Annotated in this window: 16 protein-coding genes and 3 pseudogenes; 7 read left to right on the top strand and 12 right to left on the bottom strand. The window is 62.5% G+C overall.

Going from position 1 to position 25805, the window contains the following annotated elements; translation table 11 throughout:
* Nucleotides 1-19 precede the first annotated feature (19 nt).
* A complete protein-coding gene (locus FNJ84_RS17810) occupies nucleotides 20-1258 on the top strand; it encodes an HlyD family secretion protein (RefSeq protein WP_081791410.1) in 1239 nt (412 codons plus the stop codon).
* A 9-nt stretch (nucleotides 1259-1267) separates the two neighbouring features.
* Nucleotides 1268-2305, top strand: coding sequence for an FUSC family protein (locus FNJ84_RS17805; RefSeq protein ID WP_036732773.1), 1038 nt, complete (start codon nucleotides 1268-1270; stop codon nucleotides 2303-2305).
* Nucleotides 2306-2609: 304 nt separating this feature from the next.
* On the opposite strand, the gene FNJ84_RS22440 is transcribed toward FNJ84_RS17805, so the two are convergent.
* Nucleotides 2610-3110, bottom strand: a complete 501-nt coding sequence (locus FNJ84_RS22440) for a transposase (protein WP_231572757.1) — start codon at nucleotides 3108-3110, stop codon at nucleotides 2610-2612.
* A gap of 129 nt (nucleotides 3111-3239) precedes the next feature.
* Here FNJ84_RS22440 and FNJ84_RS17795 point away from each other — a divergent pair.
* A pseudogene (locus FNJ84_RS17795) lies at nucleotides 3240-3788 on the top strand (HAD-IC family P-type ATPase); the annotation flags it as partial.
* Between the two features lie 65 nt (nucleotides 3789-3853).
* Here the strand turns inward: FNJ84_RS17795 and FNJ84_RS17790 are convergent.
* Nucleotides 3854-4227 (bottom strand): annotated as a pseudogene (locus FNJ84_RS17790) (IS5 family transposase); the annotation flags it as partial.
* Between the two features lie 93 nt (nucleotides 4228-4320).
* On the opposite strand from FNJ84_RS17790, the gene FNJ84_RS17785 reads away from it, so the two are divergent.
* A complete protein-coding gene (locus FNJ84_RS17785) occupies nucleotides 4321-5301 on the top strand; it encodes a calcium/sodium antiporter (protein ID WP_143794656.1) in 981 nt (326 codons plus the stop codon).
* A 22-nt stretch (nucleotides 5302-5323) separates the two neighbouring features.
* On the opposite strand, the pseudogene FNJ84_RS17780 reads toward FNJ84_RS17785, so the two are convergent.
* From FNJ84_RS17780 to FNJ84_RS17765, 4 genes and pseudogenes are all read right to left on the bottom strand, one after another.
* A pseudogene (locus tag FNJ84_RS17780) lies at nucleotides 5324-5551 on the bottom strand (transporter associated domain-containing protein); the annotation flags it as partial.
* A 673-nt stretch (nucleotides 5552-6224) separates the two neighbouring features.
* The gene (locus FNJ84_RS17775; protein WP_143794655.1) at nucleotides 6225-6443 is read right to left on the bottom strand and encodes a hypothetical protein; all 219 of its coding nucleotides are present in this window, start codon (nucleotides 6441-6443) and stop codon (nucleotides 6225-6227) included.
* The gene (locus FNJ84_RS17770; RefSeq protein ID WP_143794654.1) at nucleotides 6440-6637 is read right to left on the bottom strand and encodes a hypothetical protein; all 198 of its coding nucleotides are present in this window, start codon (nucleotides 6635-6637) and stop codon (nucleotides 6440-6442) included. The genes FNJ84_RS17775 and FNJ84_RS17770 overlap by 4 nt, the downstream gene beginning before the upstream one ends.
* A 1-nt stretch (nucleotide 6638) precedes the next feature.
* The gene (locus tag FNJ84_RS17765) at nucleotides 6639-7277 is read right to left on the bottom strand and encodes a glycoside hydrolase family 108 protein (protein ID WP_143794653.1); all 639 of its coding nucleotides are present in this window, start codon (nucleotides 7275-7277) and stop codon (nucleotides 6639-6641) included.
* Between the two features lie 117 nt (nucleotides 7278-7394).
* On the opposite strand from FNJ84_RS17765, the gene FNJ84_RS17760 reads away from it, so the two are divergent.
* The 3 genes from FNJ84_RS17760 (at nucleotide 7395) to FNJ84_RS17750 (ending at nucleotide 8403) form a co-directional block, all read left to right on the top strand.
* Entirely contained in the window at nucleotides 7395-7583 is a 189-nt protein-coding gene (locus FNJ84_RS17760; RefSeq protein WP_143794652.1) for a type II toxin-antitoxin system HicA family toxin, read from the top strand.
* 47 nt (nucleotides 7584-7630) lie between these two features.
* Nucleotides 7631-8026, top strand: coding sequence for a type II toxin-antitoxin system HicB family antitoxin (locus FNJ84_RS17755; RefSeq protein ID WP_143794651.1), 396 nt, complete (start codon nucleotides 7631-7633; stop codon nucleotides 8024-8026).
* A 95-nt stretch (nucleotides 8027-8121) separates the two neighbouring features.
* Nucleotides 8122-8403 carry a BrnA antitoxin family protein gene (locus FNJ84_RS17750; protein ID WP_143794650.1) on the top strand — a complete coding sequence of 94 codons (282 nt, stop codon included), beginning with the start codon at nucleotides 8122-8124 and terminating at the stop codon, nucleotides 8401-8403.
* 37 nt (nucleotides 8404-8440) lie between these two features.
* On the opposite strand, the gene FNJ84_RS17745 is transcribed toward FNJ84_RS17750, so the two are convergent.
* The 6 genes from FNJ84_RS17745 to FNJ84_RS17720 form a co-directional block, all read right to left on the bottom strand.
* Nucleotides 8441-8836, bottom strand: coding sequence for a hypothetical protein (locus tag FNJ84_RS17745; RefSeq protein ID WP_143794649.1), 396 nt, complete (start codon nucleotides 8834-8836; stop codon nucleotides 8441-8443).
* Nucleotides 8824-9042, bottom strand: coding sequence for a hypothetical protein (locus FNJ84_RS17740; RefSeq protein WP_185968591.1), 219 nt, complete (start codon nucleotides 9040-9042; stop codon nucleotides 8824-8826). The genes FNJ84_RS17745 and FNJ84_RS17740 overlap by 13 nt, the downstream gene beginning before the upstream one ends.
* On the bottom strand, nucleotides 9011-9271 hold the full coding sequence (locus FNJ84_RS17735; RefSeq protein ID WP_143794647.1) for a hypothetical protein: 261 nt from the start codon (nucleotides 9269-9271) through the stop codon (nucleotides 9011-9013). The genes FNJ84_RS17740 and FNJ84_RS17735 overlap by 32 nt, the downstream gene beginning before the upstream one ends.
* A 37-nt stretch (nucleotides 9272-9308) precedes the next feature.
* Nucleotides 9309-10901: a hypothetical protein gene (locus FNJ84_RS17730; protein ID WP_143794646.1), complete on the bottom strand. Its 1593-nt coding sequence runs from the start codon at nucleotides 10899-10901 to the stop codon at nucleotides 9309-9311.
* A gap of 446 nt (nucleotides 10902-11347) precedes the next feature.
* Nucleotides 11348-11593 carry a hypothetical protein gene (locus tag FNJ84_RS17725; protein WP_143794645.1) on the bottom strand — a complete coding sequence of 82 codons (246 nt, stop codon included), beginning with the start codon at nucleotides 11591-11593 and terminating at the stop codon, nucleotides 11348-11350.
* An 80-nt stretch (nucleotides 11594-11673) separates the two neighbouring features.
* The gene (locus FNJ84_RS17720; RefSeq protein WP_143794644.1) at nucleotides 11674-25797 is read right to left on the bottom strand and encodes a PLxRFG domain-containing protein; all 14124 of its coding nucleotides are present in this window, start codon (nucleotides 25795-25797) and stop codon (nucleotides 11674-11676) included.
* Between the last annotated feature and the right edge of the window lie 8 nt (nucleotides 25798-25805).

The raw sequence follows: 25805 nt of genomic DNA, 5'->3' as shown, positions 1-25805 counted from the left end.
GCCAGATGGATTGTTCCGCATGACAACCGAGAGGACCCCACAGCCTGGAGACGATGCCGGTGACGTTGAACACGCGCCGGCGACACCACTGGTCACCAGGCAAGATGCAAGTGAGCCGGAGCCTGAATCGGCTCCCGTCACCCTCGAGGACGAAGCTGCTCCCAATGCGGAGCCGTTGCCCGGAAATCGAGGAAACCCCGCAAAGAAAATCGCGGCGCTGCTCGTGGTTGTCCTGGCGGTGTTCGTCAGTTGGTATGCGGTCTCGGACCGGCTCGCGCCCTATTCGTCGAGAGGCACGGTGTCGGCCTATGTTGCGCAGATTGCCCCGAGGGTCGCCGGGCAGGTGACCGAAGTCTTCGTCGAGGACAACACGATCGTCGATCAGGACGAGCCGCTGTTCCAGCTCGACCGCCGTCCATTCGAACTGGCGGTCCGTCAGGCGGAGGTTGGTCTGGCGCAGGCCGTTCAGGCGACTGACGCCTCGGCAGCGGCGATCGCCTCGTCTCAGGCACGCGTGTCCCAGGCGCGGGCCAGTCTCGAGAACGCGCGCACCGCCGCCAACCGGACCGCGTCGCTCTTCGAGCGAGGAGTGGTGGCCCAGGCGCAGGTCGACAACGCAAGGGCCGAGTTGCGTGTCGCCGAAGCCCAACTCGAAGCCGCCGAGGCCGACCTGCAAAGCGCCCTGCTGCAACTGGGCAAGGACGGCGGCGCGTCAAATCCGCAGATCATGGCGGCGCAACTCCAACTGGAGCAGGCGCAGCTCAACCTTCTCTATTCGACCGTCACCGCGCCGACCCGTGGCGTCGTCACCAACCTGCAACTTGCCATCGGTCAGTTCGCGGCGGCGGGCTCGCCCGTAATGACCTTCTTCGATTCGCGCGGAGCGTGGATCACCGCCGATCTGCGTGAGAACCAGATCGGCAACATCGAACCCGGCGACGAAGTGGAAATCCTGTTCGACGCCATGCCGGGCCAGACCTTCAGGGGGCGCGTCCATTCGATCGCATGGGGTATCGATCCGGGCCGCACCTCGGCCGGCGGCCTGATGCAGAACCGTCCGGAAAACCAGTGGTTCGAGCCGGCCCGCCGCATGCCGGTCCACATCGAGCTTGAGGGCGGCATGCAGGCGTGGCCATTGACCGTCAAGGCAGGCGCCAAGGTCAGCGTCGTCGTCTATGCGGGAGGGACCGGAACGCCGATCTCGGGCGTGGCCTCGACACTTCTCAAGATACAGTCCTGGCTATCCTATCTGTATTGAGGTCGATCCATGTATGTCGCACCGCGCCCGCATGTCGATGACGATCCGCTGTTCGCGGTCCGGCTGTCGAGCGCGGCGGTCGTCGGCTTCGGCCTGGCGATCCTGCTTCAGTCACCGATGCCGATGTTGCCCCCGGCGCTGATCGTCGGCCTGATGGCCGGCATGCGCAAGGCGTTCGATCCGAAGAAGGCGGTCGGCGGGCCTGTGGCGATGATCATCATGGTGATCTTGATATCCGGGCTGGTGGAATTGGCGCGGCCGATGCCGCTGGTTCTCATCACGCTGACGGGCGCGCTGTGCGTTCTGTCCTATTACATCATCCTCAGCACCGGCAACCCGATCGGCATGCTGGTCGCGATCGTCGCGGTTCTGATGTCCGTCATGCGCATGTCGTCCGCCGTGATGATGGACTACATGCGCGACGGCTTCATCGAGGCGAGCCTGTGCGCCCTTGTCGCCATACCCCTTCTCTACGCTGTGTTCCCGCCGCGTGCGAAGGAAATGATGGTCGAGATCTACCAGCCGGCCAGCGAAGGCCATCACGTGCTGCGCGCATTCATCCGGGGCGGCGTCCTGCTGCTCCTGTCGTTCTGGCTCTATGCCGTTCTCGATGCGGCCAATCTGATGCTCGCCGTCGCCGCCGTCTTCGTGCTGGTATTTCCGACACGCGAACAGCTCTATGCCGAGGCGTGGGAACGTACTCTCGCCACGATGATTGGCGCGGCGATCTCGTTCGCCATCCTCTATTCCTTCGACTACATGGCGCACTTTCCCGTCCTGCTGATCCTTGTGTTCCTGGGTGGTCTCTTTCTCGCGAGCCGGATGATGAACGGCTCCCATCCGCCGATGGTCTACCAGTTCGCTTTCTCGGTCATGATCTCGCTCGTGGCCGGCGCGTTGTCGACGCAGAACCCGGTTTCGGCCAGCACGCTGCGCATCGTGCTCACGCTTGTCGGAGCGGTCGGAGCCGCATTCCTGACAGCCCTCCTCGAACGCCTGTTGATCGGCGACGAAGCGCATGACAGGCTGATTGTCCCGGAGCCGTGATTGTCCCGCCAGCATAGCGGCGTGCCCGCGATCGGTGCAGGTCTTCAGCCCGGTGCAGTCGGGTCCAGCGTCATCCGGATCTGTCGCCTGATTGACACCCCTCCGCAAACTACCTACGAAAGGGAAGGCCATGCCCCACAAGCGTTAAGTCAAGGGGATGGTTGCATTCCTTGCATCAGCAGCCTGGTTCTTCCTGCGTCTCGGTGGATCGCAAATGTGGCGCATGATGCCGGCGAAGCTGTTCGAGATTTCGCTCGCCGTTCGCACCGTCAAGATAACGGTGAGGATCGCATGCCGTAGGAGGCTATGCAGCCGCCACAGCGACATGGGCCTGGTTGACCACGGTTTCGTCGTCGCAGGGGGGAGAGTCGAGAACGTCGGTGACGGCCTCTTCGATCATCAGCGCCAGGATAAGATGCGCCGTCAGCCAGGTTCTGGCCAATCGCACGTCCCTGGCCGGAAGCTTGTGGATGCCAAGACCACTCTTGAGACGCTTGAAGGCGAGTTCGATCTGCCAGCGCAGCCGATAGACGTCCAGAACGGCTTTAGCCGTCATGTCGGCTGCCGGGATCGACGTCAGCAACATGACGAACCCCGTCGCCGCGACGGTTGTCGGCAGCATGACCTGACTGGAACGGCGGCGCTGATGTCTACTTATTGCCGACTTCAAGGAGCGTTCCGCCGCTTCGGCATCTTTCCGTTTGATGATGAGCCTTGCCTGAAACAGAGGCTTGCCGCGTCCCTTCTGCTTGTGGCCAGAGTGTTCGATGAAGACATCGATCTCGCGGACTTGGCCAATCCGCATCGGCGCATAAACGGCATTCCAGTCGACCGGATGGCCATCCATAATGACGATGCGTATGGTGCGCCAACCTGAGCGGACGATGAAATCGGCGCCGGCGGCAATCACCTTTTCCAATGACGGCGCACGGGCATAGGCGAAGAGCTTGGCCTGAGGCCCGAGGAAATCCACGCCGACATGCTTCCGGAGGACAAGGTCCGGATGGCTGGCGAACTGGCTGCCCGCGGCAAGGTCGCCTTCGTCGGCGATGGCGTCAATGACGCAGCGGCCCTGGCTCGCGCCGATGTGGGTATCGCTATGGGCGCCGCCGGGTCGGACGTCGCACTGCAGGCGGCGGACGTGGCTCTTCTTTCGGAGGATATGGGGCGTCTTGCGGAAGCCCATCGCCTGGCGCGCCGCACCTCGCGGATCATCCGGCAGAACCTCGCCTTCGCCATGGGTGCGATGGCGATCCTTGTCACGGGCGGCCTGTTCTTCGAGCTTCCCCTACCGCTCGCCGTGATCGGTCGCGAAGGCGGAACGGTTCTGGTGGTGCTCAACGGCCTGCGCTTGCTGAGGGACCCTATCAGGCGCGGCAAAGCCAAGCCAACGTCACGAGATCAGGTCGCGACGGCCGCCAGCATCGTTGCTCCCGTCCAACGGCATGCCTACCGCAGGAAGATCCCGCGGCGCGCCGGTTGAACGCGACGACTCTCCAACTCGTTTCCGACATGGAGAAGGTTGGATATCAGGCCCATCCCCTCCGCGCCTTTCGTGCGTCCGATCGCGCGCGGACGATCCCCTTTTTTCGAAGACTGGCCGCGGTGCGGTGCGCCTTCAGGAATGTGCTGTCCATCATCAGCGTGTCGCCTTGAGCGCCTGGTTGCGCCAGCTCCTGAAATATTCTGGCGAAGATGCCCATCCGGGACCAGCGGGCGAACCGGTTATACAGGGTCTTGTAAGGGCCATAGACCGCTGGCGCATCTTGCCAGCGAAGACCGTTTCGCTTGACATAGATGATGCCGCTCAGCACCTTGCAATCGTCAGATCGGGCACGCCCTCGCGCTTTGGGAAAGAAGGGCTGAATGCGTCGCATCTGCTCCGCGCTCAGCCAGAAGTATCTTGTATTGCTCTGGTTCATGACCAGCATGAATCAGTCAACATGCTGGCGTGCAAGAAAGATTTATAGGGACTGACCCTAGGGTCTCAATCAAAAAACGTACGGAGTTTGAACGTGTTGGAAATCTGGTTGCCGCTTATTGGCGGCCTTGTCTTGCTGATTGCAGGCGGCGAACTGTTGGTGCGCGGGGCCGTGCAGGTCGCCACGGGCTTGGGCGTTTCGCCACTTGTCATTGGGTTAACGCTGGTGGGCTTCGGCACCTCGACGCCCGAGCTCGTAACGTCCGTGCAGGCCGCGCTTTCGGATGCGCCGGGGATCGCGTACGGCAACATCGTCGGTTCCAGCATCGCCAACATCCTGCTGATCGCGGGCATCGCGGCACTCCTGAGCCCGATTATCGTGGCGTCGTCGGCTCTCAAGCGCGACGGTCTGGTGATGCTGGCCGTGGCCGTGGCCTTCGCGGCAGCCGCTGCGGTGATGCCCATGGGGCGGGCCGTAGGCGCGGTCTTCATCCTTGCGCTCGTTGGGTACATCTTTCTTGCCTTCCGGCAAGAGCGCGCCGCCACCCCGGATCACGGAGCGGTCTACGACAAGAGCATCGCCTTGCAGGAGGTAGATCCCGCGCTCGCCCCTCCGGCGCCACCACAGGCGTCGCTCCTCGTCTCAGCCCTGATCGCCGTCGCCGGACTGGTGCTCGTCGTGTTCGGCGGCAAGTTCCTCGTCGACGGCGCCGTATCGCTCGCGCGTGGCTTCGGCATCTCAGAGACAGTGATCGGGCTGACCATCGTCGCGGTCGGCACCTCCATGCCGGAACTCGTCACCTCCATCGTCGCCGGGCTCAAAAAGCAGGGCGACGTGGCCTTCGGCAACATCGTCGGTTCGAACATCTACAACATCCTTGGCATCGGCGGCTTCACCGCGCTGATCGCGCCAGGCGTGGTCCCGGCCGAGATCGTGAGCTTCGACAACCTCGTGATGATCGGCGTCTCGCTGGCGCTGGTCGCCTTCGCCTGGACCGGGCGCAGGATCGCGCGATGGGAGGGCGCGGTCCTGCTCGCCGGCTACCTCGTCTATGTCTGGGCGATCTGGCCCTAAATCCAGGATAGCGGCGGCGGGCTCAGGCCGCCGCCTTCTGCACCAGAAGCTTGTCGATGCGCCGACCGTCCATATCGACCACCTCGACCCCCCAGCCTTGCAGGTCGATGCGCTGCCCCACTTCCGGCAACTGGCCCACTTCGTCGAGGACAAGTCCTGCAACTGTCTCGAAGTCGCGATCTTCGTCCAAGTCGAGCGAGAGCAGATCGGCGAACTCGTCGACCGGCATCCAGCCCGCGATCAGGTAGGATCCGTCGGCCCGCGTCGCAGGTCATACAGGAGGTCGGGTCTCGCCATTCCGTCGAGGGTGCGTGCGATCAATAAAAACAATGACTTAGACTGGAGAAGGTTCGACGTCAGGCCCATCCCCTCCGCCACAATTTTTCATGAAATCGCGCAGGTATTAGCCAATCTGAAATGGACGCGCCGCAAAATGCGCTGCATAATGTGCAGCAAATATCAGCCGATCTTGGGACGATCAGGTGCGTCTCGTGGAATGTGTCAGGCCAGCAGCAGAAGCGGGCCGATATGCAGCCACCAGCGGCCATGATAGTCGCTATAGCCGCCGCCGAGGCCCCACCGGATCATGAAACAGTTCATCCCGTTCTCCGCGTCAGTTGGAATGGGTCACACATCGACCTCGAGTGTCGCTGAGATAAGTGCTCCCCGACGCGTTGCTAGCGTCAGATGATCGACTGACCCGCTAGTGTGCGTGATACCGATCCACCAAACGCCATCGCTCATCTGCTCAATGTGCAGGTCAACGCCCCCCCGGCGGCGATCACTTGCCACAACCTGCGTTGAATCCCAGAACCACGTCAGCCCCCGCCTCACCCACCGGCTCGGGCACCTGCGCGGAATTCTCGATCAGCGCGCCGCGCAGCGCAGTCACGGGGCGCGACAGCCCGGCGCAAAGGCCGCTGTCATTCGCAGGCTGATTGCAGGCGGTCAAGCCAGCTACAGCCAGCAGGGCGATCCAGCGCATTGTCGATCCTCTCTCTTGTGGTGATATGATCGCGCAAGCCGTCAGCCTCGCGCCGGGCGTCCTTGCCGCCCTGCCAGTAGACCCAGCCGCCAAGGGCCGCCACGCCCGCCACAGCAAGCGCCAAGAGGCCCGCACGGCTAAGCAGCAGGGCGATCATGTTTTGCCGCCCCGGCCCTCGGCGATCCTGCCGACGATGAACGTGCCGACGAAGCCCACGGCCCCGGCGATGATCTGGGTCAGCAGATCGAGCGGTACGCGGTAGAACGCCCCGTCTGCGCTCATTTCGCCGTATCCCATGCCTGCGAGCCACGCGAACACGAAATACAGGACCATGCGGATATAAAGAAACATGTCACTTGCCTCCGAAGATGTTGCCGAGAATGCGGGCCAGCGCGGCGAAGAACGTGGCCAGCGGATTGGTGACGGCGAACGGTTCGCCAATTGGGGTGTTGGGTCCGGCGGGGGGAATGACATTCGCCTGAAACGCCATCGACAGCGCCATCTCGCGGACCTCGGCCACGCGGCGCGACCAGCCCTTGCCGAAGGTCGGCCACGTCTTGAGGCGGTGCAGGAATTGAAGCCGTGCATCGCAGGCGGCGTTGACGGCGCGGAACGGATCGGCGGCGCGGGCGGCGGAAACCGTGTTCGGCCCGACCGCACCATCAGCCGCAGCGCCAACGGCACCTTGCAGCCACTTTGCACCCCGCGAAACGCCGCTGTTCACCGCTGCATCGAACGCCACAAGATCAAGCCCGGACGGCAGGTCATCGCCGCGAACGTTGTCCCAGTAGTTCTTGCGATAGATCTCGGAGACCTCGGCATCGCTGATATTTCGCAGTTCGGTCTTGCTGACCGTTCGACCCTTCCATGCGCGATAGGTGCCGATGGTGATACCCTTCATCGTCGCGCCGCCCGGATCGGACGGGTGATCCGCCCAGCCGCTCTCATGCGCCAGCACGGCGCGCAAGCACCGGTCGAAATTATCTCTCATGTCGGATTTCCCTTGATTTCTCACAGGCAGGTTGATGAAATTTTGTGTATTTATATACATATTATAATTGACACCATAATAGCCGGTGTGTATAAATGTATTCAGAAAGGAGGGGCGATGGAGCTAGAGACCAATTCCCGAAAGCTCCTGAAACGGCTCAAGAGCGAAGGGTTCGAGGAAGTCAGCAAGACAGGCTCGCACCTCAAGCTTCGGAAGGGCGACAGGACCGTCATCCTGCCTCACCCGAAGAAGGACCTTCCGCTCGGGACCGTCAGAAGCATCTACAGACAGGCCGGGCTTTTATAGCCCGGCCGATCCATCGCCCCTCCGCACCCATGTCATGGAGCAAACTCATGCGTTACTACATCGCCATTGTTCACGAGGACGAATACAGCGCCCTTGGCCTGACCTTCCCCGATCTTCCCGGCGCATTCGCCGCCGCCGACGATTGGGACGGCATTCCTGCCGCCGCCGCCGAAGCCCTCGACTTATGGTTCGAGGATATGCCTGATGTTGAGCCAGCATCACTCGATGCGATCCGCAAGCGGGACGATGTTGCTGCCGAACTTGCCGATGGCGCTGTCCTGATCCCGGTGCCCTATATCCCCGCCGATACCGCCGTCCAACGTGTCAACATCACCATAGAGCGCGGCTTGCTGCGCGCCATTGACGAGACGGCCAGGAACCGCGGTATGAATCGGTCGTCATTTCTGGCCTCTGCCGCCCGCCGTGAACTGATCGGGACGTGATATTTTTGTATATGCATTATTTCATTGTGATCAATTAATGCATATACAGTAATTACAGATAGCGGACCGGCGTAGCAAATTGTGTGGGAATTATGATGACGACGAAGAAACCGACCGAACCTGAGGTTCAGGCCATGATCGCCTCCGACCCCGACACCCCCGAATGGGCCAACGAAGAACTGGCCCGCGCCAAGCCTTTTGCCGAGGTGTTCCCCGCCCTGGCAGAAAAAGCCCGCAGAGCCGGGCGCCCGAAATCCAGCAACCCGAAGGTTGCGGTCTCGCTGCGCCTCGATCCGGACATCGTGGAAGCGTTCAGGCAGACGGGTCAGGGGTGGCAGACCCGAATGAACGAAGCTCTGCGCAAGGCTATGGACTGACCCCTAACCCCGGCCAACTCCGCAATTTCGCAGCCGCTTATCGCCGCCGAAGAAAATAGATGCCATCAGGATGCGTCCATGCCGACCACCAATGCCACCGCGCGCGCTCATCGTCCGGCAACAGCAACCAGCGCGCCTTGAGGCCGTGATAAATCGCCATCAGCGCGACCAGGTTGAACAGGATGTTGATGTTTGTGCCGCCGTGGATCGCGAAAATCTCGGCCCATGTCTCGGGCCAGCGATGCCGAACGATGGGGGCTACCACGTCCCAATAGACCCGGCGCAGGCTGAACGTGGTCGCCAGAACCATCATGCTCATGGTGAAATGCCATGTCGCGGTGCCGCGCACGGCCAGCGCGTGACGATAGCCCCATGCCAGACAGGTCATGCCGACAATGGTCACGATTGAAAGAACTGAACTCAGCGTGGCCATTGCGTCACGTCCCTTTGAAGTTGATTTACAAGCCTCTGCGCTGCATTGGCCTGCTGCTTGACCGCTGCGATTTGCGGATCAGAGGCGGCATGATGCTCGCGCAGCAGATCATCCACACGCGCCTCGCGCTCGCCCGTGTTCTTGCCGAAGATCGCCTTCCAGAGCTTGCCCATATCAACGCCGATCCAATCGGTTGACTGCTGCATTGATCGCCCCCGTTGCTGCTGTCAGGGTGGTGTTGGTCGCGACGATCAGTTCCCGGTTCTCGCGGCCCATCGTCTGCGTGATTTCGAGCATCTTGTCGTTGAGGGAGTCGTTGCGGTCGGTCAGGGTGAGGTTGCGCCGCCACAGCGCGACAAGGGCCACCGCCAGCGCGACATTGACGACCGCCGAAAGGCCGCCACCTATTTCTTGGATAATGGCGGATGGGTCCATCAGCACCAGCCCCGGCTGCGACAGGTATGGCCGCGCATCACCACACCTCTTGTCCGACGCGGGCGGCAATCCAATCGTAGAGCAGGATCCGCTGATCATATGTAGGCACCTGATCCGCAACCAGCACCCAGTTGATCCAGCTCTGGTGATCCTCGCCATAGGCCGTGCTGGACAGTTGCGCCCAGTTGACCGCCGCCGGTATCGGCGCGCTGGTCCATGTCGACTGCCGCACCAGATCCTCGCCAGACAGCCGGGCGAGATTGGTCAGCCGGATGGTCTTTTGACCGCCCGACCAGATCACCTCGATCAGCGCGCGATCTCCATCGACGCCGCCGCCAAAGCTTGCTTGCGGGTTGGCCCCACCAGACGCCTGAGCCCACTGCCCGCCGCTGTTGATCCAGACCTCTGAACCGTCCATCTCGATGATCCGGTGATCCCCGGACATATAACGCAGATCGACCAACATCGCCTGATAGGCCGGTGTCATTGCCGGCGAGACATTCGCCCGCATGGGGTCGCCGGCGAAATGGATCACGTCGCCATCAAGAATCGGCACGCGGGCCGGGTCTGTGACAGCCCAGCTATCGCCGATTGCGGCGACCGGTCCGCCATCGACAGCGGGGGTCGTCCGCGCCGAATCCGCCCATTTGGCATCAGACACTGCATCCATCTGGACGATCCGCGCGGCCGCGAATATTTCGGCGGGGGTTGCGCCGGTCGAGGCCACCAGACCAACGGGGCTTCGGTCCGATCCGCCACGGCCTGCATAGGCATAGTCGTCGGCGATCTCGGTCGCGATGCCTGCGAGATAGGCCGCCATAGCCGCATCGACATAGGTTGTCATCGGCAGCGGCGACGGAAGCGGCGACGACAAGTGATTATAGGCGACCAGGGCGAAAAGCGCCTGCATGGCCCAGATGCCGGGTTCTGACAGCATATATTGATGGGTCGATGCGCCGCCGGTCGTATCATACCCACTCCGAAAATAACGATGATCCGTCACCCCGCCGGGCACGATGCCACCAGCCTGCACATCATCATAAATACGGGCCAGCAGGCGATGCGCCGGGACGATCCGGCAGAACATGTCCGCGTGACCGTTATTATCGAGCCACTGCCTGATGGCGTCAGCGAGGTATTGATGCGCGCCCTCATAGCCGTCGATATGACTGCGCCAGAGGCCATCGTTACTGAAATCCGTTTCGCTCGGCAGGAACGGCGGTTGACCGTAAATCAGAATCCCTTTAGCGCCCGCCGTGGCGGCAGCCTCGACCAGATCCAGCGCAGCCGCAACGTTCGCAGCCAAGCCGTCATGGTGATCCGTGCGGCCCCATTGGTCAGGCTGCCAGAGGTGTCCACCAGTATCAGAGTGCCAACCCCAATCGCCCAGACTGATGACCAGCGCATCATACCCCGCAATATCCGCGATTGGATCAGTGCCCGGATTATAGGTCAGGCTGCCGTCTATCATTTCCGGCAACAGCCGCTCATATGGCGCGACCAGTTGGCTCACGCTATATCCCGGCAGGCCCGGCACCGGGGCAACACCGGCCGGCCCTGAATAGCCCGGCCGGAACAGATCGGACATACCATGGTCGGCCACACCATCGCGCCAAGGCAGGTAAAGCATGTTGCTTGCGAAAGAATACGGCATGAACATGAACCGCGCCGTAGCAGGATCCAGGACGCTTGCCCCTGGCACCGTCGTATCGACGCCGATGTTGGGCGTAGCCGCCGTCCAACCTGTAGCGCCCGCGCTATTTACAAGTCGCACCTGCGCGCGGATGTTGTAACCTTCATCTCCTGCGACGATGACGTAGGTGTCGCTGCTCTGCCCGGCAATCTGCACCCAAGGGTCGGCGCCGATACGACGGTGCCAGCGATACTGGATGGTTGGAGCTGGACTGCCCGTGTAAGTGCCGGGCGTCGCCGTCAGCGTGTCGCCAACGACAGTGCCCCCGGCCAGCATCGGGTTCGTTGTCCATGCGGGCGCAACGTCGGCCGGCGGCTGGGATCCGCCAGATATCCTATGACGGCCGGGGGAAAGCCGCATGTCATCAAGGCCGAGGCCGAGCATCAGGACAGGGCCTCCATAACCGCGACCCCACCGAATCCGCCGTTCGGCCGAATTCGGGCTTGCTGTCCGGCAGCAATGCGAACGACCTGATTGGGCTGCAGGTTGATTCCCGCCACGTCGTTCAGGTCCACGCTGACCGTGATCTTGATCGGTCGGCCCTGACACTGGACGATAGCATCGGCGGCCGGCACTGGCAGCGCCTTCCAATCGTCTTGGTCTGCAACGGTTACGGGATAGTCTGCCATGATACGCTCCGCGAAAGGCGAAAGCACGTCATGCGCTCAGATGGACAAACTATACCTGATGGTGGCTTGCGGCGCTAGACCTAGTAGACCATGGCCGCCTGCTCACCACGGATCCGGTTATTCAGCTTGGGGTTCAACTGGATACCATACTCGTTCCGCTGGCTCGATCGACGGCGGCCCTGCACCGATTGCCGGATGGTATCAGCCGTGATCGGGTATTCCGGCACCTCGCGGTTCCAATCCCTGATTTGGTCCATGATCTTCGGTGACAAAGGCTCGCCGCTGATGATCGACTTCGCTGCTGCGCCTTGGATCGAACCACGCTCGTTCATCAGCCGCTCTTGCTCATTCATCATTCGCCGGTTGGCCTCGTATCGTTCCGCGACCTCTGCAGGCGTGAAACCGATTGCCTGAACGAGTGCCTGATAGGCCGAAACATCGGGCACCACGTCATCACCGTTCCAGGTCGTGACGCCCTCATAGAGATACCGACCGGACTTCATGCCGTCGCCGACCGCGCCGGGCACGGCTTTCTCCAGCGCGCGCCAGTAATGACCATCAGACGCGGCCGATGCCACATCATAGGGGATCGCCAACAGGCCAACGCCCGGCCCAACCAAACCCTGAAGCATTTCAAGATAGGCGTCCTTGCCTTCAAGGTTCTTTCCGCTGTCGCGGAACCAGAGGTTCGGCATGCCAATGCGCTCCGACAGACTGGTTCCGGTGACATGGCCGGGCAGTCCGTTCAACATCAGGCCGCCGATATTGCGGCGCAGCGCCGCAGCAGCGCCGGTATCATCAGGCGAACCGACGAATATCCGCTTCAATTCTTCCTCTGCCTCGTCGTCGCCACCGTCGAAGAACAGGCCCGCCAGCATCATCGCGATACCATAGCCCCAAGTCCCCTTGATACCTGCATGCAGCATCATCGAGGCGGTCATACCCAGCACCTGGCGCCGCGCGACGGCGCGATCCGCGGGCTTCTCGGCGTTGATCGCCTGATGCGTGTCGCGGAACAGGCGCCACAGCATGTTGACCGTGAAATTGCGGAAGGTCAGTAGCACCTTGGGGAAATCCCCCTGCATGAAGCGAGGCTTGCTCGTGTTCTGGTAATCGAAATGGGTTTTCCACGTCAGATCCCCGGCTTGATCGACCGCAGTATCATGGGACCGTCCGTCCTTCCGGGCCATTCGATAGGCGGCAAGGAAGGTGACTTCCCGGTTGAGCCTCTCGGCGTGGTGGAAGAAGAACGATGCTTTCGCCATCCAGCGCGCGCGCACATCGCTGTATTCCACCCCTGTCTCGCCCACGCCCGCCAAGTCATGCGCCTGCGACTTGTCGATCATGCCGCGATGATAGGCCGCAGCGAGTGCCCGGATTTCATCATCGCTGACCTTGCTGCTTTTTCCAGCCAGGCCGCGGCCGCGCGTGAAGTCGGCCAGCGCCCGCGCCAGTTCGCGCGATGCGCCGGTCGCACCTTGCTTCTGGAACGCTGCTGACAGGATCGGGATGCCGACAACCGTCGTCTGCGATATGTTGACCATGGCCGAAGCCGGCGATATTGCGAGGTGCCACACGAAGGCCCCGCTTGAGAACCATTGCGTCCAACTCGCATTGGTCGGGTTCATGGTGAACTGGTGCCGGCGGTTCATCTCGTTGACGACCAGTCCGGCCCGCACCGGATTTTTGGCCAGTTGCGCCTCGCGATCCATCTTGTCCAGAGCCTCGGTCAGGTCGACGCCATACTTGAGGCGGGTCAACTGATGGCTGCCATGGAACATTTGCCGACCGAAGGCGCGGAAGGCGTCGGCGCTGAACCCGGTCCGGCCCTTGCGGTGGATGCGGTTCGTCCTCAACGACAGATCGGGAAGCGTCGCAAGCCAGTGCTGCCAGACCTGATCCATCACGTCGCCCCCGACGCCAGCATCGCCCAGCATCGCCTCGACCTCGGCCACGAAATTGGGGTCGACCGAACCGCGCACGTCCTTGGCGTTCGACAGCACGCCCTGTTCCACGGTCAAGCCCGGCGTGGCTTTCATCTCGGCGGCAAAGGCCTTCAGATCGCGCTCGCGCTCAAAGCGAGAGAAGGACACCACTTCGCCGGATGCGTCCCTGACGGTGGCGAAGAAGTCGCCGAAGCGCGCCAGCGGGAAATACGGGCCTTGCAGCCGGTTCGCCTCGAATCGAGACCTGAGCCCGGACACCTTCTGTCGCGCGGCGAAAGCACCGCGGGCCTTGGCGCGGGTCAGTGCTGCTTTCGCGTCCTTCTCGGCCCGCGCCTTCTCGTCGCCCTTCAACCCCTCGTCCGCGATCTCGCGCATACGGCGGTCAAAGACCTGTTGCGCCCGCCGCGTCGCGGCCGCCATGGACTTCTTCACGTTGTCCAAAACCGCTTCCTCGGTCGCATCGGCCATCGCCGAATAGTCGTCGCGCACCCGGCGGAACATATCCTGATAGGCTTTGGGCAACTTGTTGAACCGGGTGCGCAGATCGGACCAGCGCGCGGCGTCGCGCTCGTCGGCCGCGATCCGATCACGGGCCGCCTGACGCACGCGCGGGTGCGCGGCGAACTCATCGACAAGCCGCCGGTCGTTTTCATCGATGGTGGACTGGCGCCGCTCCGAGGGGTCAACCTGGGCCAGCGTGGCCTCGTGCATGAGGTCCATCAGTTCCGCGTTCATGTCCGCATCGGACAGCAGCTTGCGCCAGCCCTGCGCCGTCTCATCAGCGCGGGCATGCCATTCGTTACGCAGAGCGTCCATATTATCCTTGGTGCGCAGATAGGTGCGCGCCGAGGGCAATTCGCTCGACAGTTCGGTAAAGAGGGCCCGCCCCGGCACCAGAGACAGAATCGAGGTTTTCCCCTTGTCACCCATGGCCATGGCGTCAGTCAGGGCATTGGACAAGCCCTCTTTGGTGCCGCGCTTCCTGATCTCGCCGGGCAGGCCCTTGGCAATGCGGCCGGCATCCTTCGCGGCACCTGCCACACCGTCGAGGATGGACCGAACCAAGGAACGATCCTGTTCCGGCGTCGTGCCGCCCATGTCGCGTTGCTCTTTGACCTCGCGCGATGTCGTGGTATAGTCACCATTGCCGCGCCGGGGTTGCGGAGACATGCCGCCCCACAATTCACTGAGAGTGCCTGTAAACTTCTCGGTGAGACGCGGTGCTCCTTTCTCATATGCTCCGATTAGCCACTTGCCGGTTTTTCCATCCCAATCAAGGCGAACGCCCGCGCGGTCACGTTTGCTTTCAAGCTGGATGCGGTTATCCGACCGACTTGTCACCACCATGCGCGAGATCCGGCCTTGAAGATCGTCCAAGATTTCGGGATGCCAGGCGATCAGCTTGGACAGGCCGTATCCGTCGCTACGGCTCGTTCCTTCCTTTCCCCATACAAGGGCTATGCCTCCGACTTCAGGATGGGTCAGCGCATCGACGGCCTCGCCGTCCTTGATCGCCTCCAAAGCTAGCGCGGCATCTTTCCAGTTACCTTCATGTCCCCGAATGACAGCCCCAAACGGCCCCATTTCTCGCTGTTCCCGCATCGCCTGCCGGTCGACACCGCCCGGCCCGTCAGGACCGCGCCCGCCGATCTCGCCCGATGCGATGCGCTCCATGATCGCGGCGGCCTCGTTCATGTTCTCGCCCCGCAGGGCGCGGGCGACAGCCCTGAAGAAGTCGCGGATCCGCTGGAATGCGCGGCCAAGGGGGCCAGATGCCTCTGTGCGCCGCCCCTGCGCCCAATCGGCATAGAGTTCCGCAACCATTTCCTCGGTCTGCTGGACTGTCGACTTGTCGGAATATGCCTTCTCGACGCGCGCCTTGATCGCTGCATCGCTCCGTGCTGCCTTGACCAGTGTGCGCCATTCCTCGGCGGTGAAAAGGCCATGACTGCCGCCCCACAGGTCGCCGTCGCGCAGCGCATGGATGATCTCGTGATCCAGCGTGTGCTTCCAGCCTCGCCCTCGATTGCGCAGGATACGGATGACGCCCGCGTGATAGCTGCCGGTTGCCTTGCCGGCGCCGCCCGCCTCGGCGCTTACCTGCCTGCCAATCCCGACCTTGGCCAGTTCTGCGTGGGCCACCTCGTTTATTTGTCGGGCCAGCGCGGGCGTCAGCTTAGGGTCGGAATTGATTTCCGCGTCGGCAAACGCTATATTGAGCGTGTCGGCGCTGATTTGTAATTCTGGCTCCATGCGGGCTTCCCGCGCGTCCATCGGGCCCTCGGCTCGGGCGCTGACATCAGAACCCAAGTTCAAGTCATAGAACATGCGGCCATCCTGCATTTCGCGAATGACCATGTGGACCAGCTTGGTATCTCCGTCGATCGAAACAGGCGCTACGAACCGATGGAATGCCTTCATCCCTTCACGGGCATACCGATCAGCTTCTGGCTGTCCATCCAGTTTCGCATTTTCGAGAAGGTCAAACAAACCGGGGACAGCCTTCAACAGGTAGTCGGGCCGCTTGCCGCCTATCTTGCCGCTTCCCGCACGGGTGAACTTGATCGGCCAGCCCGTGGCAAGGTTGACGACCGTGGAACCTTGCAGGTTTTCACGATACCATTTCCGCGCCTTGCGCTGCAGGTCCAGCATATCGGACCACTCGCCCAACTCGTTCCCGGTCAGGGTGGCAACAGGTTCATCGCCGAAGCGAGATTCCTTCGGCGCGTCGTTGCTGGCGCTGTCGGCCAGCAGTTCGGCTTCCAGAGCCGCGATATCACTATCTGTCTGCGCGAGTTCGTCGGCCTGGGCAAAGTCCTTCACCTCGGCAAGGGACTTGCGGGCGGCCTCTGCGGCCTTTTCGGACTGCGCGCGGTTCTTCCGGTAATAGTCAAGCTTGTTCGCCGGCGCGTTCAGCGCGTTTTCGATCCTGCGGACCAGCCCGACAGCATCATCACTCCATCCCGCATCCTGATCTTCATCAGCCGCGAACCTGACCGAGAAGCTGGTCGACCCGTCCGTGATCCGGTGCATGGCCTCGATGGTAAATCCGCCGATCTCGCCGACGCGCTGTTCCTCGACATAGACGTTGGCTGCAGCCATTTCCTCGGCTACATTGATCAACGCCTTTCCGGCGTCCGATCGGCTGTCGAAGTTCTTGCCCCCGATCTTGATTGCAAACTTGTCGCCGCTCAGGTCCGGCACACTGGCCGCGATTGGCTCGGCACGCTCGATCTTCTCGTCGTAGAACTCCATTTCCCGCAGTTTGGTGCGGATCTCGCTGCGCAACCGGGCCCGCTGGGTGTCCACAGCGCCGGCACGTCGCCGCAGCTTGTCGCGCGCAGCCTTCATGTCGGTCAGTTTGAGGATGCGCGGATCGCGCGTCGTCATGGCCTTCGCCTGCTCGAATTGGCTGGCCTCACCCATGTCTTCCATGTCGCGCTGGGTCGGGTCGCCCCGATAGAAGGCCTCGATGAACGCCGCCTTGCGCGCCATCATCTGCCACATGGTTGCGTCATAGGTGCCCTTGGTAGAGTAATCCAGAATCTCGATTTCGGGGTTCATGTTGCCCTGGCGCAGCCCGCGACCGTTGCGTTGTTCATCGTCGGCCGGATACCAGAGCGGATCGAGGTTGTGGATTGAGGCGATGCGGCGTTGCGCATTAACGCCCGTGAAGATGGATTTCGACCCAACGAGGATACGCTTCTTGCCCTCGTTCATGTCGTTGAATGCCCGCTGTTTCTGGGCATGCGATTTCAGATCCTTGGCCAGCACGATATCCCGCTCTGGAACACCGCGGCGCATCAGTTCGGCCTTGATGAAGCGATGCACCGAGAAATCCGGGTTGTGCTTGCTGGCGTCGATTCCAAGCGTGGAAAAGACGATCTGCGTGGATGGGCCGCGCATGGTGGGCTTGTCGGCATAGCCGCCGCCGGGCTTGACCGAATGAAAGCCAGCGTCAGCACCGTCCTTCCACCTCTTGAAGATATTGCCGATCATGCGCTCCAGCTTCGAGCCGGCGCCATCGCTCGACGGGTCGACCAGACGCATGTCGATTGCGGCCAGTCGCCCGTCGTTGATGACCGAAAGCAGGATATCATCACCCTTCTGCACCGGCCCTTTGCGCTTGGAAATCGCGGTCATGCGTGCCGCAAGTGCACCCTGAAACGCCTGCTGCTCAGGTGTTGCGTCGACCACCACAAGATTTCGCCCGCCATCCTTCAGCTTCGGTCGGGTCACATACTGTTCGAGGTCGGCAGAGGTCACAACGTCCATGATCTGCCGCACCATCAGCGACAATTCCGGCGTGTTCACGAATTTCGAGAAGCGCGAGACCTCCTTGTAGCCGCCATCGGGGGTCTGTTCGAGTTCAGAAGCCACCTCGCCAAAGGTTGCAGCCCAAGCGTCGAACGCCGTGATATTGCGTTCCTCCAGCGCCTCCGGCTGCATCAGCCGCGAAAGCGTATAGAGTTCGGCCATGGTGTTGGTGATGGGTGTTCCCGATGCCAAGACCAGCCCGCGCCCCGGATTTCGCTCGTTCACGATCCGTGACTTGATGAACAGGTCCATGGACGCTTGGCTACCGGCCGGGTCGATCCCCTTGATATTGCCGTTGGTCGTCGCGAAGGACAGCTTTCGGAACAGATGCGCCTCGTCGACGAACAGCATATCCACGCCGATCTCATCAAAATCGAACACTGCATCCTTGCGGGTGTCGCTGGTCAGCTTCGACAGCCGCTGTTCAGCCTGTTCCAGAACCTGCGCGATCTTCTTGGCTGTGCTGACACCCTTTTCCTTCTCGATCTTGATGCCAAGCTGGGCGGCGATGGAGTTAAGCGCGCCAAGCGTGGCCTGCTGCTGGCCTGCATCCTTACCGCGGTCTCCGGTGTCGTTTCCCGAATCCACCATTTCGCGGATATCATCAAGGATGCCTTGCACCACGCGGCCCTTGGCCGCCTCGCTCGCCGGGATCTTCTCGAACGCGGAATGAGTGATGATCACCGCATCGAACTCTCCGGTCGCTGCGTCAGCGACGAACTGCTTGCGCCGGTCGGTGTGGAACCGCTTTTCGTCTGCCACAAGGATATCGGCCAGCGGATACTGGTGCTGAAATTCGGTCGCGAACTGCACGAGCATATGGTTTGGCACCACATACCAAGGCTTCCTGGCCAGCCCGAGGCGCCGCGCCTCCATCCCGGCCCCGATCATGGCAGACGTTTTGCCGGCGCCGACCGTGTGGGCCATATAGGTCGACCCCGATTGCAGGATACGCGCGATCACCGCTGTCTGGTGCGGGCGCCAGGACCAATCGGAATAGACACCGGGCGTCGTCAGATATCCACCATCGTATGATGGCGCGACCTCGGCATTGAACGTTTCGTTATACTGTTCCTCAAGCCGGTCCGCGCGCGCCTCGTCCGACCACAGCCATTCCTGAAATGCGGCTTTGATCTCGGTCGCTTTCTCGGCTGCCGCCTGTGTGGCTTCCTCATCGACGGTGGTGGACGTGCTGCCGTCGCTGCTCTTGACCGTCCTTGTCACGCGCATGGGTTTGTTGTTCATGGCCCGGCGCATCAGATCGGCAAATGGCAGATCCTCGGTCCCCCATGCGTTCCGTGCGTCCAATGATCGCGTGTCGCCATCGACCACCCACAAGCCCAGAGCAGGCTTGAACTCGGCCTTGAGGTTCAGACCCTTGGCCTTGGCAAATTCGCCGTAGAGGCCATGGTCGAACCAGTGCGCACCCAACGGAACGACGATTGCTGATCGCGGGATAGGATCGGGCAGGACGGCCGCCAGAGCGTCAACGTTGGTCTTGAAACGGTCGTCACGGCGCATTGCCGCTTCCGCTTCGCGAAATTTTGCCCGGACGTTCCCCGACAGGTATTTCGCGCGGGTCTCAAATTCGCCCGTGGCCGGGTTCTCGAATACCTTGTCAGCCAGTTCCTCGCGAACCGTTGCTGCGCTTGACCCCGACAAATCCGCAATGCGGTCGATATCCACGCGGCCGGTCTCAGCCAGCAGGTGCAGAAGCGCATCTTCTGGCGAGTTGATCTTGGGCCGAACACTCTTGTTGATCGCATTCTCGGTGAACACGCGCGTCTTGGTCGCGATGCCGGTCTCGCGATCATATTTCTCGATCGCCCGCAGCCTGAAATTCTCAGGATCATCGCTGAATGCGTCGATGTTCGGGAAGCTGTTGACCTCAATGTCATCGACCGCATCAGGGTCGAAATCGCCTTCCCGGTATCCGGTCTGCTGGGATGCCTCGCGCCTCGCGCGGGCGATCTGGGCGAGGGTTGCGCCTCCCTCTATCATCGGTCCGGCATCGAAGCTGCCGATATCGAACGAGGCGCCGGCGGCGCGGGCGTCCTCTGCCGCCTGTTGACGCAGTCCCTCCATCTGCACGGCACTGGGGCGGCGCAATGTCGTTTCGACCTTGTTGATCGGCCCGCGCTTGGAAACGAAGGCGTCATATTCCTTGTTCAGCCGCTTTCGTGCCTTTACGGCGTCCGCTCCAGCCAGGTCGGCGGAATAGACCTCGCGCAACGCATTCCGCAACGGCAGAAGGTCGGTGACAAGTTCATAGTCGGCCTTGGTCAGACCAGACTGGCCCTTGGCGCGGCGCTGAACCGGCTTGCCCTCGGACCCGTCGAACTGCCACAGGTCGCCATCCTTCAGGTAATACGAGCCGGCCTTTGTCTCGCCCGCCTTGGCGTCGCGAGGCCCGATCATCATCTGCTGCGGATCGCCCATAGATGTGATCTTGCGCGGGAAGCGCGCGACAGCAGCTGCCAGATCGGTGGCAAGATCCGCCTCAGGCTTGGCCCGCACGCCGATACGCGGCCGCCCGACCAGCGTGTCAAATGCGCCTTGCTCGCCCAAGATCATTTCGGGATGCGCCTGAAAATAACGGTTCACCGCCAGTTCCACCGTGCCGCCGTCCTTGTCCGGCAGCGCAACAGCCGTCGATTCCCGCCATGACGGATCTGCCTCGGCCTCCCCGGCATGGCGCTTGCGCAGAACGATGATATCGGTCGTGACCTGCGTCCCGTTTTCGGCAAAGGCCGTGTTCGGCAGGCGGATCGCGCCGACCAGATCGGCACGGTCGGCCATATAGTCGCGAGCCTTGCTGTCGATCTTGTTCATGGTCCCGGCCGAGGTCACGAACATCAGCAGGCCACCCGGCCTTACGCTGTCCAGCGTCTTGGCAAAGAAATAGTCGTGGATCATGAACCCCTGCGGATATGAAGGGTCGGCCTTGATCTGGGTGCGCGCGAAAGGCGGGTTGCCGATGGCCAGATCGTAATAGTCCTGAGGCATGGGCGTCTTGATGAAGTCGCCATGCTTGATGTGGTGATTGGGATAGAGAGCGGCCGCGATCTTGGCCGTGATGTGATCCAGTTCGATACCGGAATACTTGCCGAAGAAGCCTTTCGGCATGGTTCCGGCGAAGCCACCGACGCCCATGCCCGGCTCGAACACCTGACCCCCTGTGATGCCCAACTGCATCGCGAGGTTCCACATATTCCGCAGAACGGGTTCAGCCGTGTAGAAGGCATATTGGCTGGTCTTTTCGACGGTTGCCCGTTCCTCTGGCGTCAGGAGGCGGTCCAGATCGGCAGCGATATCGGGGAAACGGACCTTGCCCTCGCTGTTGGGCAGCGCGGGCGCCAGCGTTCCGGATCCGCTATAGAGTGATAGGGCCTGGCGCTCGTCCCGGCTTGCCGGTCGTCCTTCGCGTTCGAGCGTGCGCAGTGTCTCGATGGCTTTGACGGCATTGCGGGCGCGCGTCTTGTCGCCCCCGGCGAGGGCAAGACCGCCCTCGGGAATTACATGGTTTCGGGCGCCTCGGTCGGCGCGGTCAGTTCCGCCAGCGACTCGTGAAAGATCGTCTCGTTCAGCATCTGCGCCTCGTTCGGCCCTTGCGCCGCGATCTTCCCGTCCGGGTCCATCGTCGCGCGCGTTCGGGCGACCACCTCTCGCACCCGGTTCTCCCAGGCTTTGGGTCCGCCCGCTTTGGTCAGCTTCCGGCCCTCGCCGGGGGCTTGCTCCCGCATTGCTGCCATCAGTTCGCCGATCATCGCTCGCTTCCTCGGGCTCTTGTCCTGCAGCGATGTTATCATTTTCCGCCGGGGATTGCGAGATGGCGGATTGGTCAGGTGCCGCGTCGGCCTCGGCCAGCGCCGCCCGAACCTCGGCCATGACGGCCGCCGCATCGTCCATGTCGGACACGTCCTGTCCGTTCAGGTCCATGTCGTCGCGAACATGATTATAGGCTGCGCGCATCGGCGCCTGAGCCTCGCGCAGCGTCAGCCCGGTCGATTCCGCGAAATCGCGCAGCATCTGGCCGAACCGCTTGGCGCCGGCCTCGATATAGAGCGCGACCAGTTCGCCGCCCAGAGTGATGTATTCCGGGTCAATGCCGCTGCTGGCCTGATTGCGCGCTTTGGCGGCCAGCCGGGCTTTCAGTTCCGCCGCACGGTCCTGCTTCTCCTGCGACAGAACCCCCAGAACGCCCTGCGTGGGCTGGGCTACTTTCGGCGCAACTTGTGCAGGTTCTTCCACCTGGGCCGCTTGCGCCTGCGCCTGCTGGATTTTCGGCGTAGACTTTGTGGGCTTGTTTTCGGCATGCGGACCAAAGATGGCATCCGTCAGCGCGCCATACTGATCCGGCGTCAGGGCGTCGCTCACCTCCCCCGAGAGTTTCCGACTCAGCGAGGTGTCAAGGCGCGCGTTTGCCAGCGCCACACCGCGCTTGTTCGGGTTGTTCGTCCACCACCAATCAAAACGGCGCGGGCCGTGTGGTTGCGGGGATAGGGGCGCGGGTGGGTTGCTCCATGCGCGTTCCCGCGCCGGCGCGGGATCTTCGCGGCTGCCCGCTGTCGTGTCGGCCTCCGACTTTGACAGGCTTTCGACTAGATTTCGCTGCTTGTTGATGCGTTCTTCCAGCCTCGCATCGGCGATCATCCCGCCGTTACGCTGTCCTTCCAGTGCGTGAAGGTCGGCAACCGCGTCGTCGCGGGTATAGGCGGAATCACCCGGCTTTGGCCTATCCTGAGCCGGTGTGTTCTTCTGCGGTGCCCTGACTTCGCCCGGCGCCTCCCACGCTTTACGGAACGCCCATGCGGGCTTGAACTTCGCCTCGGCCACCGGGATCGCCGCCGACAGGGCATCACGATACCGACCGTCCTTGAGCGCGGCAGGCATGCCCATGCGCTTCATCCGCGCGATCACCTTGCCTTGCGAGTCCGTCCACGCATAGGAATGCCGACCATCTGGTTTTTCGATCTTGAACTGGAATGCCAGATTTTCCCAACCCTCGCGCTCTGCTTCCTCCTGAATGCGTCCTGCGGAGTAAGGGTCATCCAGCCCCATGGCTTCGGCCATCATTTCGGCGCGTTCGCTCGGTTTGGGCAGCGGCTTAGGTCCAGATTCCACGGTTTCCGGCGCGTCATTTGGATCAGGTGCCGTTTCTGCTGCGGCATCGGCCACGGTTGGCGCCTGCGCGATGACTTCGGGCGCTGGGGTGCCCATAAGGCCCAAAGCACTGCGAACCTTGTCCTCATGCTTTCGCGAGAAGATCCAGCCGCCTTCCTTGGCGTCGTGTTTGATGGACACGCCAGGCACTTCGGGCGCATCGGGCCCGGTCCAGCCCCGCAGGATCGCAGCCTTGGCGCGGATCGGCTCGATCACGAGCGATGCCTTATCCATCGCGGCAAGTGCGGGGCGCGGTGCCTCGATCGTTCCCGCATTCTCGATCTTGCCTGCACGGTAAAGCCGGCCATAGGCATCTTGAAGCGCACGCTTGCCATCATTGGTCATGCGATCCCAGACCATCGCATCCTTGAGGTCGCGCGCAGCGATGGGCCCGGCCTCCTTCACAATGGCCGCGCGGGTTGCCTCGTCGGCGTTGGTCCACCACGGGGCGCGGGCAGGCACAGGCGGTGCGGTCAATTCGAAACCGGCTTGCTTGGCAGCATCCTGCTGACGCGCCGCATCGTCCTCGGGAGTGATGATTTCGCCGGTCAGCGCCTCGCTTTCCGTGTCGATCACGGCGGGCGGCGCGGCGGCAATCACCTTTTCAAGCGCATCGCGCATCCGCGTCCTGCGAAGGTTCCAGCCCTGCGATCTGGCGGCCTGCTGGAGGCTGGTCAGGGACTTTCGCGCCTGTTCCGGCGACATGGCGGCGATCTCGTCCTCGATCGTCACGCGGCGCGCACCGGGCGGTGTGATCTGATCGACGGCAGACTGAGCCTTTGCGCCCAGCGGATCACGCGGTGTCAGTGCTGCATCGCGCTGCCCGGCATCAGGCTCCACAGCCAGACCGCCTGCAAGACCGGAATCATCGGATGCGAGAACGGAAGCATCGCCTCGCTCAGCATCAGTTTCCGCATTTCCTGCGCCAGCGCGGGCGTCAGTATCCCCATGCAGCACAGGTCCAGCGTCGCCCGCTCCGCGTCCATCACGCGCGTCATCGGCACTGTCAGGCAGGACAGGTTCAGTCGCGGGCTCACCTTCATCGCGGGCAATGATGTCTGCATCAGTTCCGGCCTCCTGTTCCGGGGCAGCGACAGGGGCGATCGAAACCGCGCCACTGGTGATTTCGTTCGGATCGATCGTCAGGCGCTCGCCCGCAATCTCTACCTCAATGCCGCGATCCGTGGCGCCGATGAACACCGCATCGGAAAAGACCTCTCCGGTCGGCCCATCAGTGACGGTGATGGTCGAACCTGGCTCGACACCCGGAATGCCGGCGGCCACAGGCGCAGCGCCGGGGGCGCGCTCAAGCGCCTTTTCCAGCCGTCCTTTCTCATCGACCTGCGGGAAAGGGTCAGAGGCGGGCGCAGCCGCGCCACCCTGCGGATTGACGATCCGGGGGGCGCCGGGGAAATTCAGGCCAGCGCGGCTTCGATCTGACGGCGCGGGAAGGGCAAAGGCGCCGGGCGAAGGCAACGCGAGACGATCAGGGGCAGGCAAGGCCTCGGGCTGGGGCTTTTCCCCAGGCGTGCGCATGGCACCCACGGTGCCCATGCCGCCCCCAATGATCCCGCCGACCAGCGCCGCCATGCCCACGCCATCCATGATCCCGCGATCCGGGTCATAATAGCCCTTCGCCGTCGCGTTCTGCATGAGCTGCGACAGCGCCTCCTGTGCGGCTTCCTCGCCCGAGGATTCCGCGATCTTCATCAGGCGCCGGGACAGCGTGCCGGTGATGCGTTGCTGCAGCGGCTTGGCCAAAGGCTTGATCGCGTTCAGCACCGGCACCATTTCAGTCATGCCGATGGCGGTGCCGATCTGGGCGACCTGGGTGGCCGTTTTCTCGTCGACCCCTGATGCAAGCGCTTCCTCATACATCTGGCGCTGGGTCATGCCCATGCCGGAAAGCGCCGCCCCGCCCGCGCCAACGGGTGAGAGGGCTGTGCCGATCATGCCCACAACGTTGCCGCCGCCTCGGGCGACTTGGCTCCAAAGGCCATCATCGCGCTTGTCAGGCTCGCCGAACGTTTCCTTCGATGCGTCCTTGATGGCGGTGCCAGCCTGATAGGCGCCGGTGTCGGCCAGACTGCGCCCTTTGCGGGTTGCATCCATGCCGCGCTGATAGGTCGACAGCTTCTGTTCCAGGTTCGGAAGAATGCGTTCCGCGCTCTCGCGCTGCGCTGGCGTCATCTTCGGAAGGTTTGCCCGCATTGCGTCGATGCGCTTGGACAATTCCTCTGCCTGAACGGTCATCAGGTCGTTGGCATCGTCGCGCCGCGCCCGCTCGGCCAGCGCCGCGCCCTCGGCCACGCCCGCAACTGCATCTGTTGCCCCGGCGATTAACTGCTGGCCGCGCCGCTTCAGCAGACTTCCGACGCCTTCGCCCTCGAAAGGGTCATCCTTCTTCACCGAGACCGTGTTCGGGGCATCGGGATAGACGGCCTTTCGGATGGCCTCGGCGCGGTCAAGGACGGCGCCATCAACGGTGGCCGCCAGATCCTTCCCGCGCAGCGATTGGGCGTTGCGCCGCGCGCTTTCGATCGCCGCGGCGCCATCGCCCGCGCCATCCTTCTCGGCCAGCGCCATCAGAACGTTTGCCGGAACGTTCGATTCTCGCGAAATCGCCTCGATCTCGGCTTTCGTGCTTGCCCCGTCGACCTTTGGCTTCTCCTTCACCGGCTCATCGCCGGGCAGGACCACGCCCCGGCCACGCAGTGCGGATTTTTCCTGTTCGATTTGCTCGGAATACGGGTCGGTCGAGAAGGGAAGGCGTGCCAATGAAAGCC

It is taken from the genome of Paracoccus sp. M683, assembly GCF_007096355.1.
Lineage (GTDB): Bacteria > Pseudomonadota > Alphaproteobacteria > Rhodobacterales > Rhodobacteraceae > Paracoccus.
This window is presented reverse-complemented; position numbering and strand designations above follow the sequence as displayed.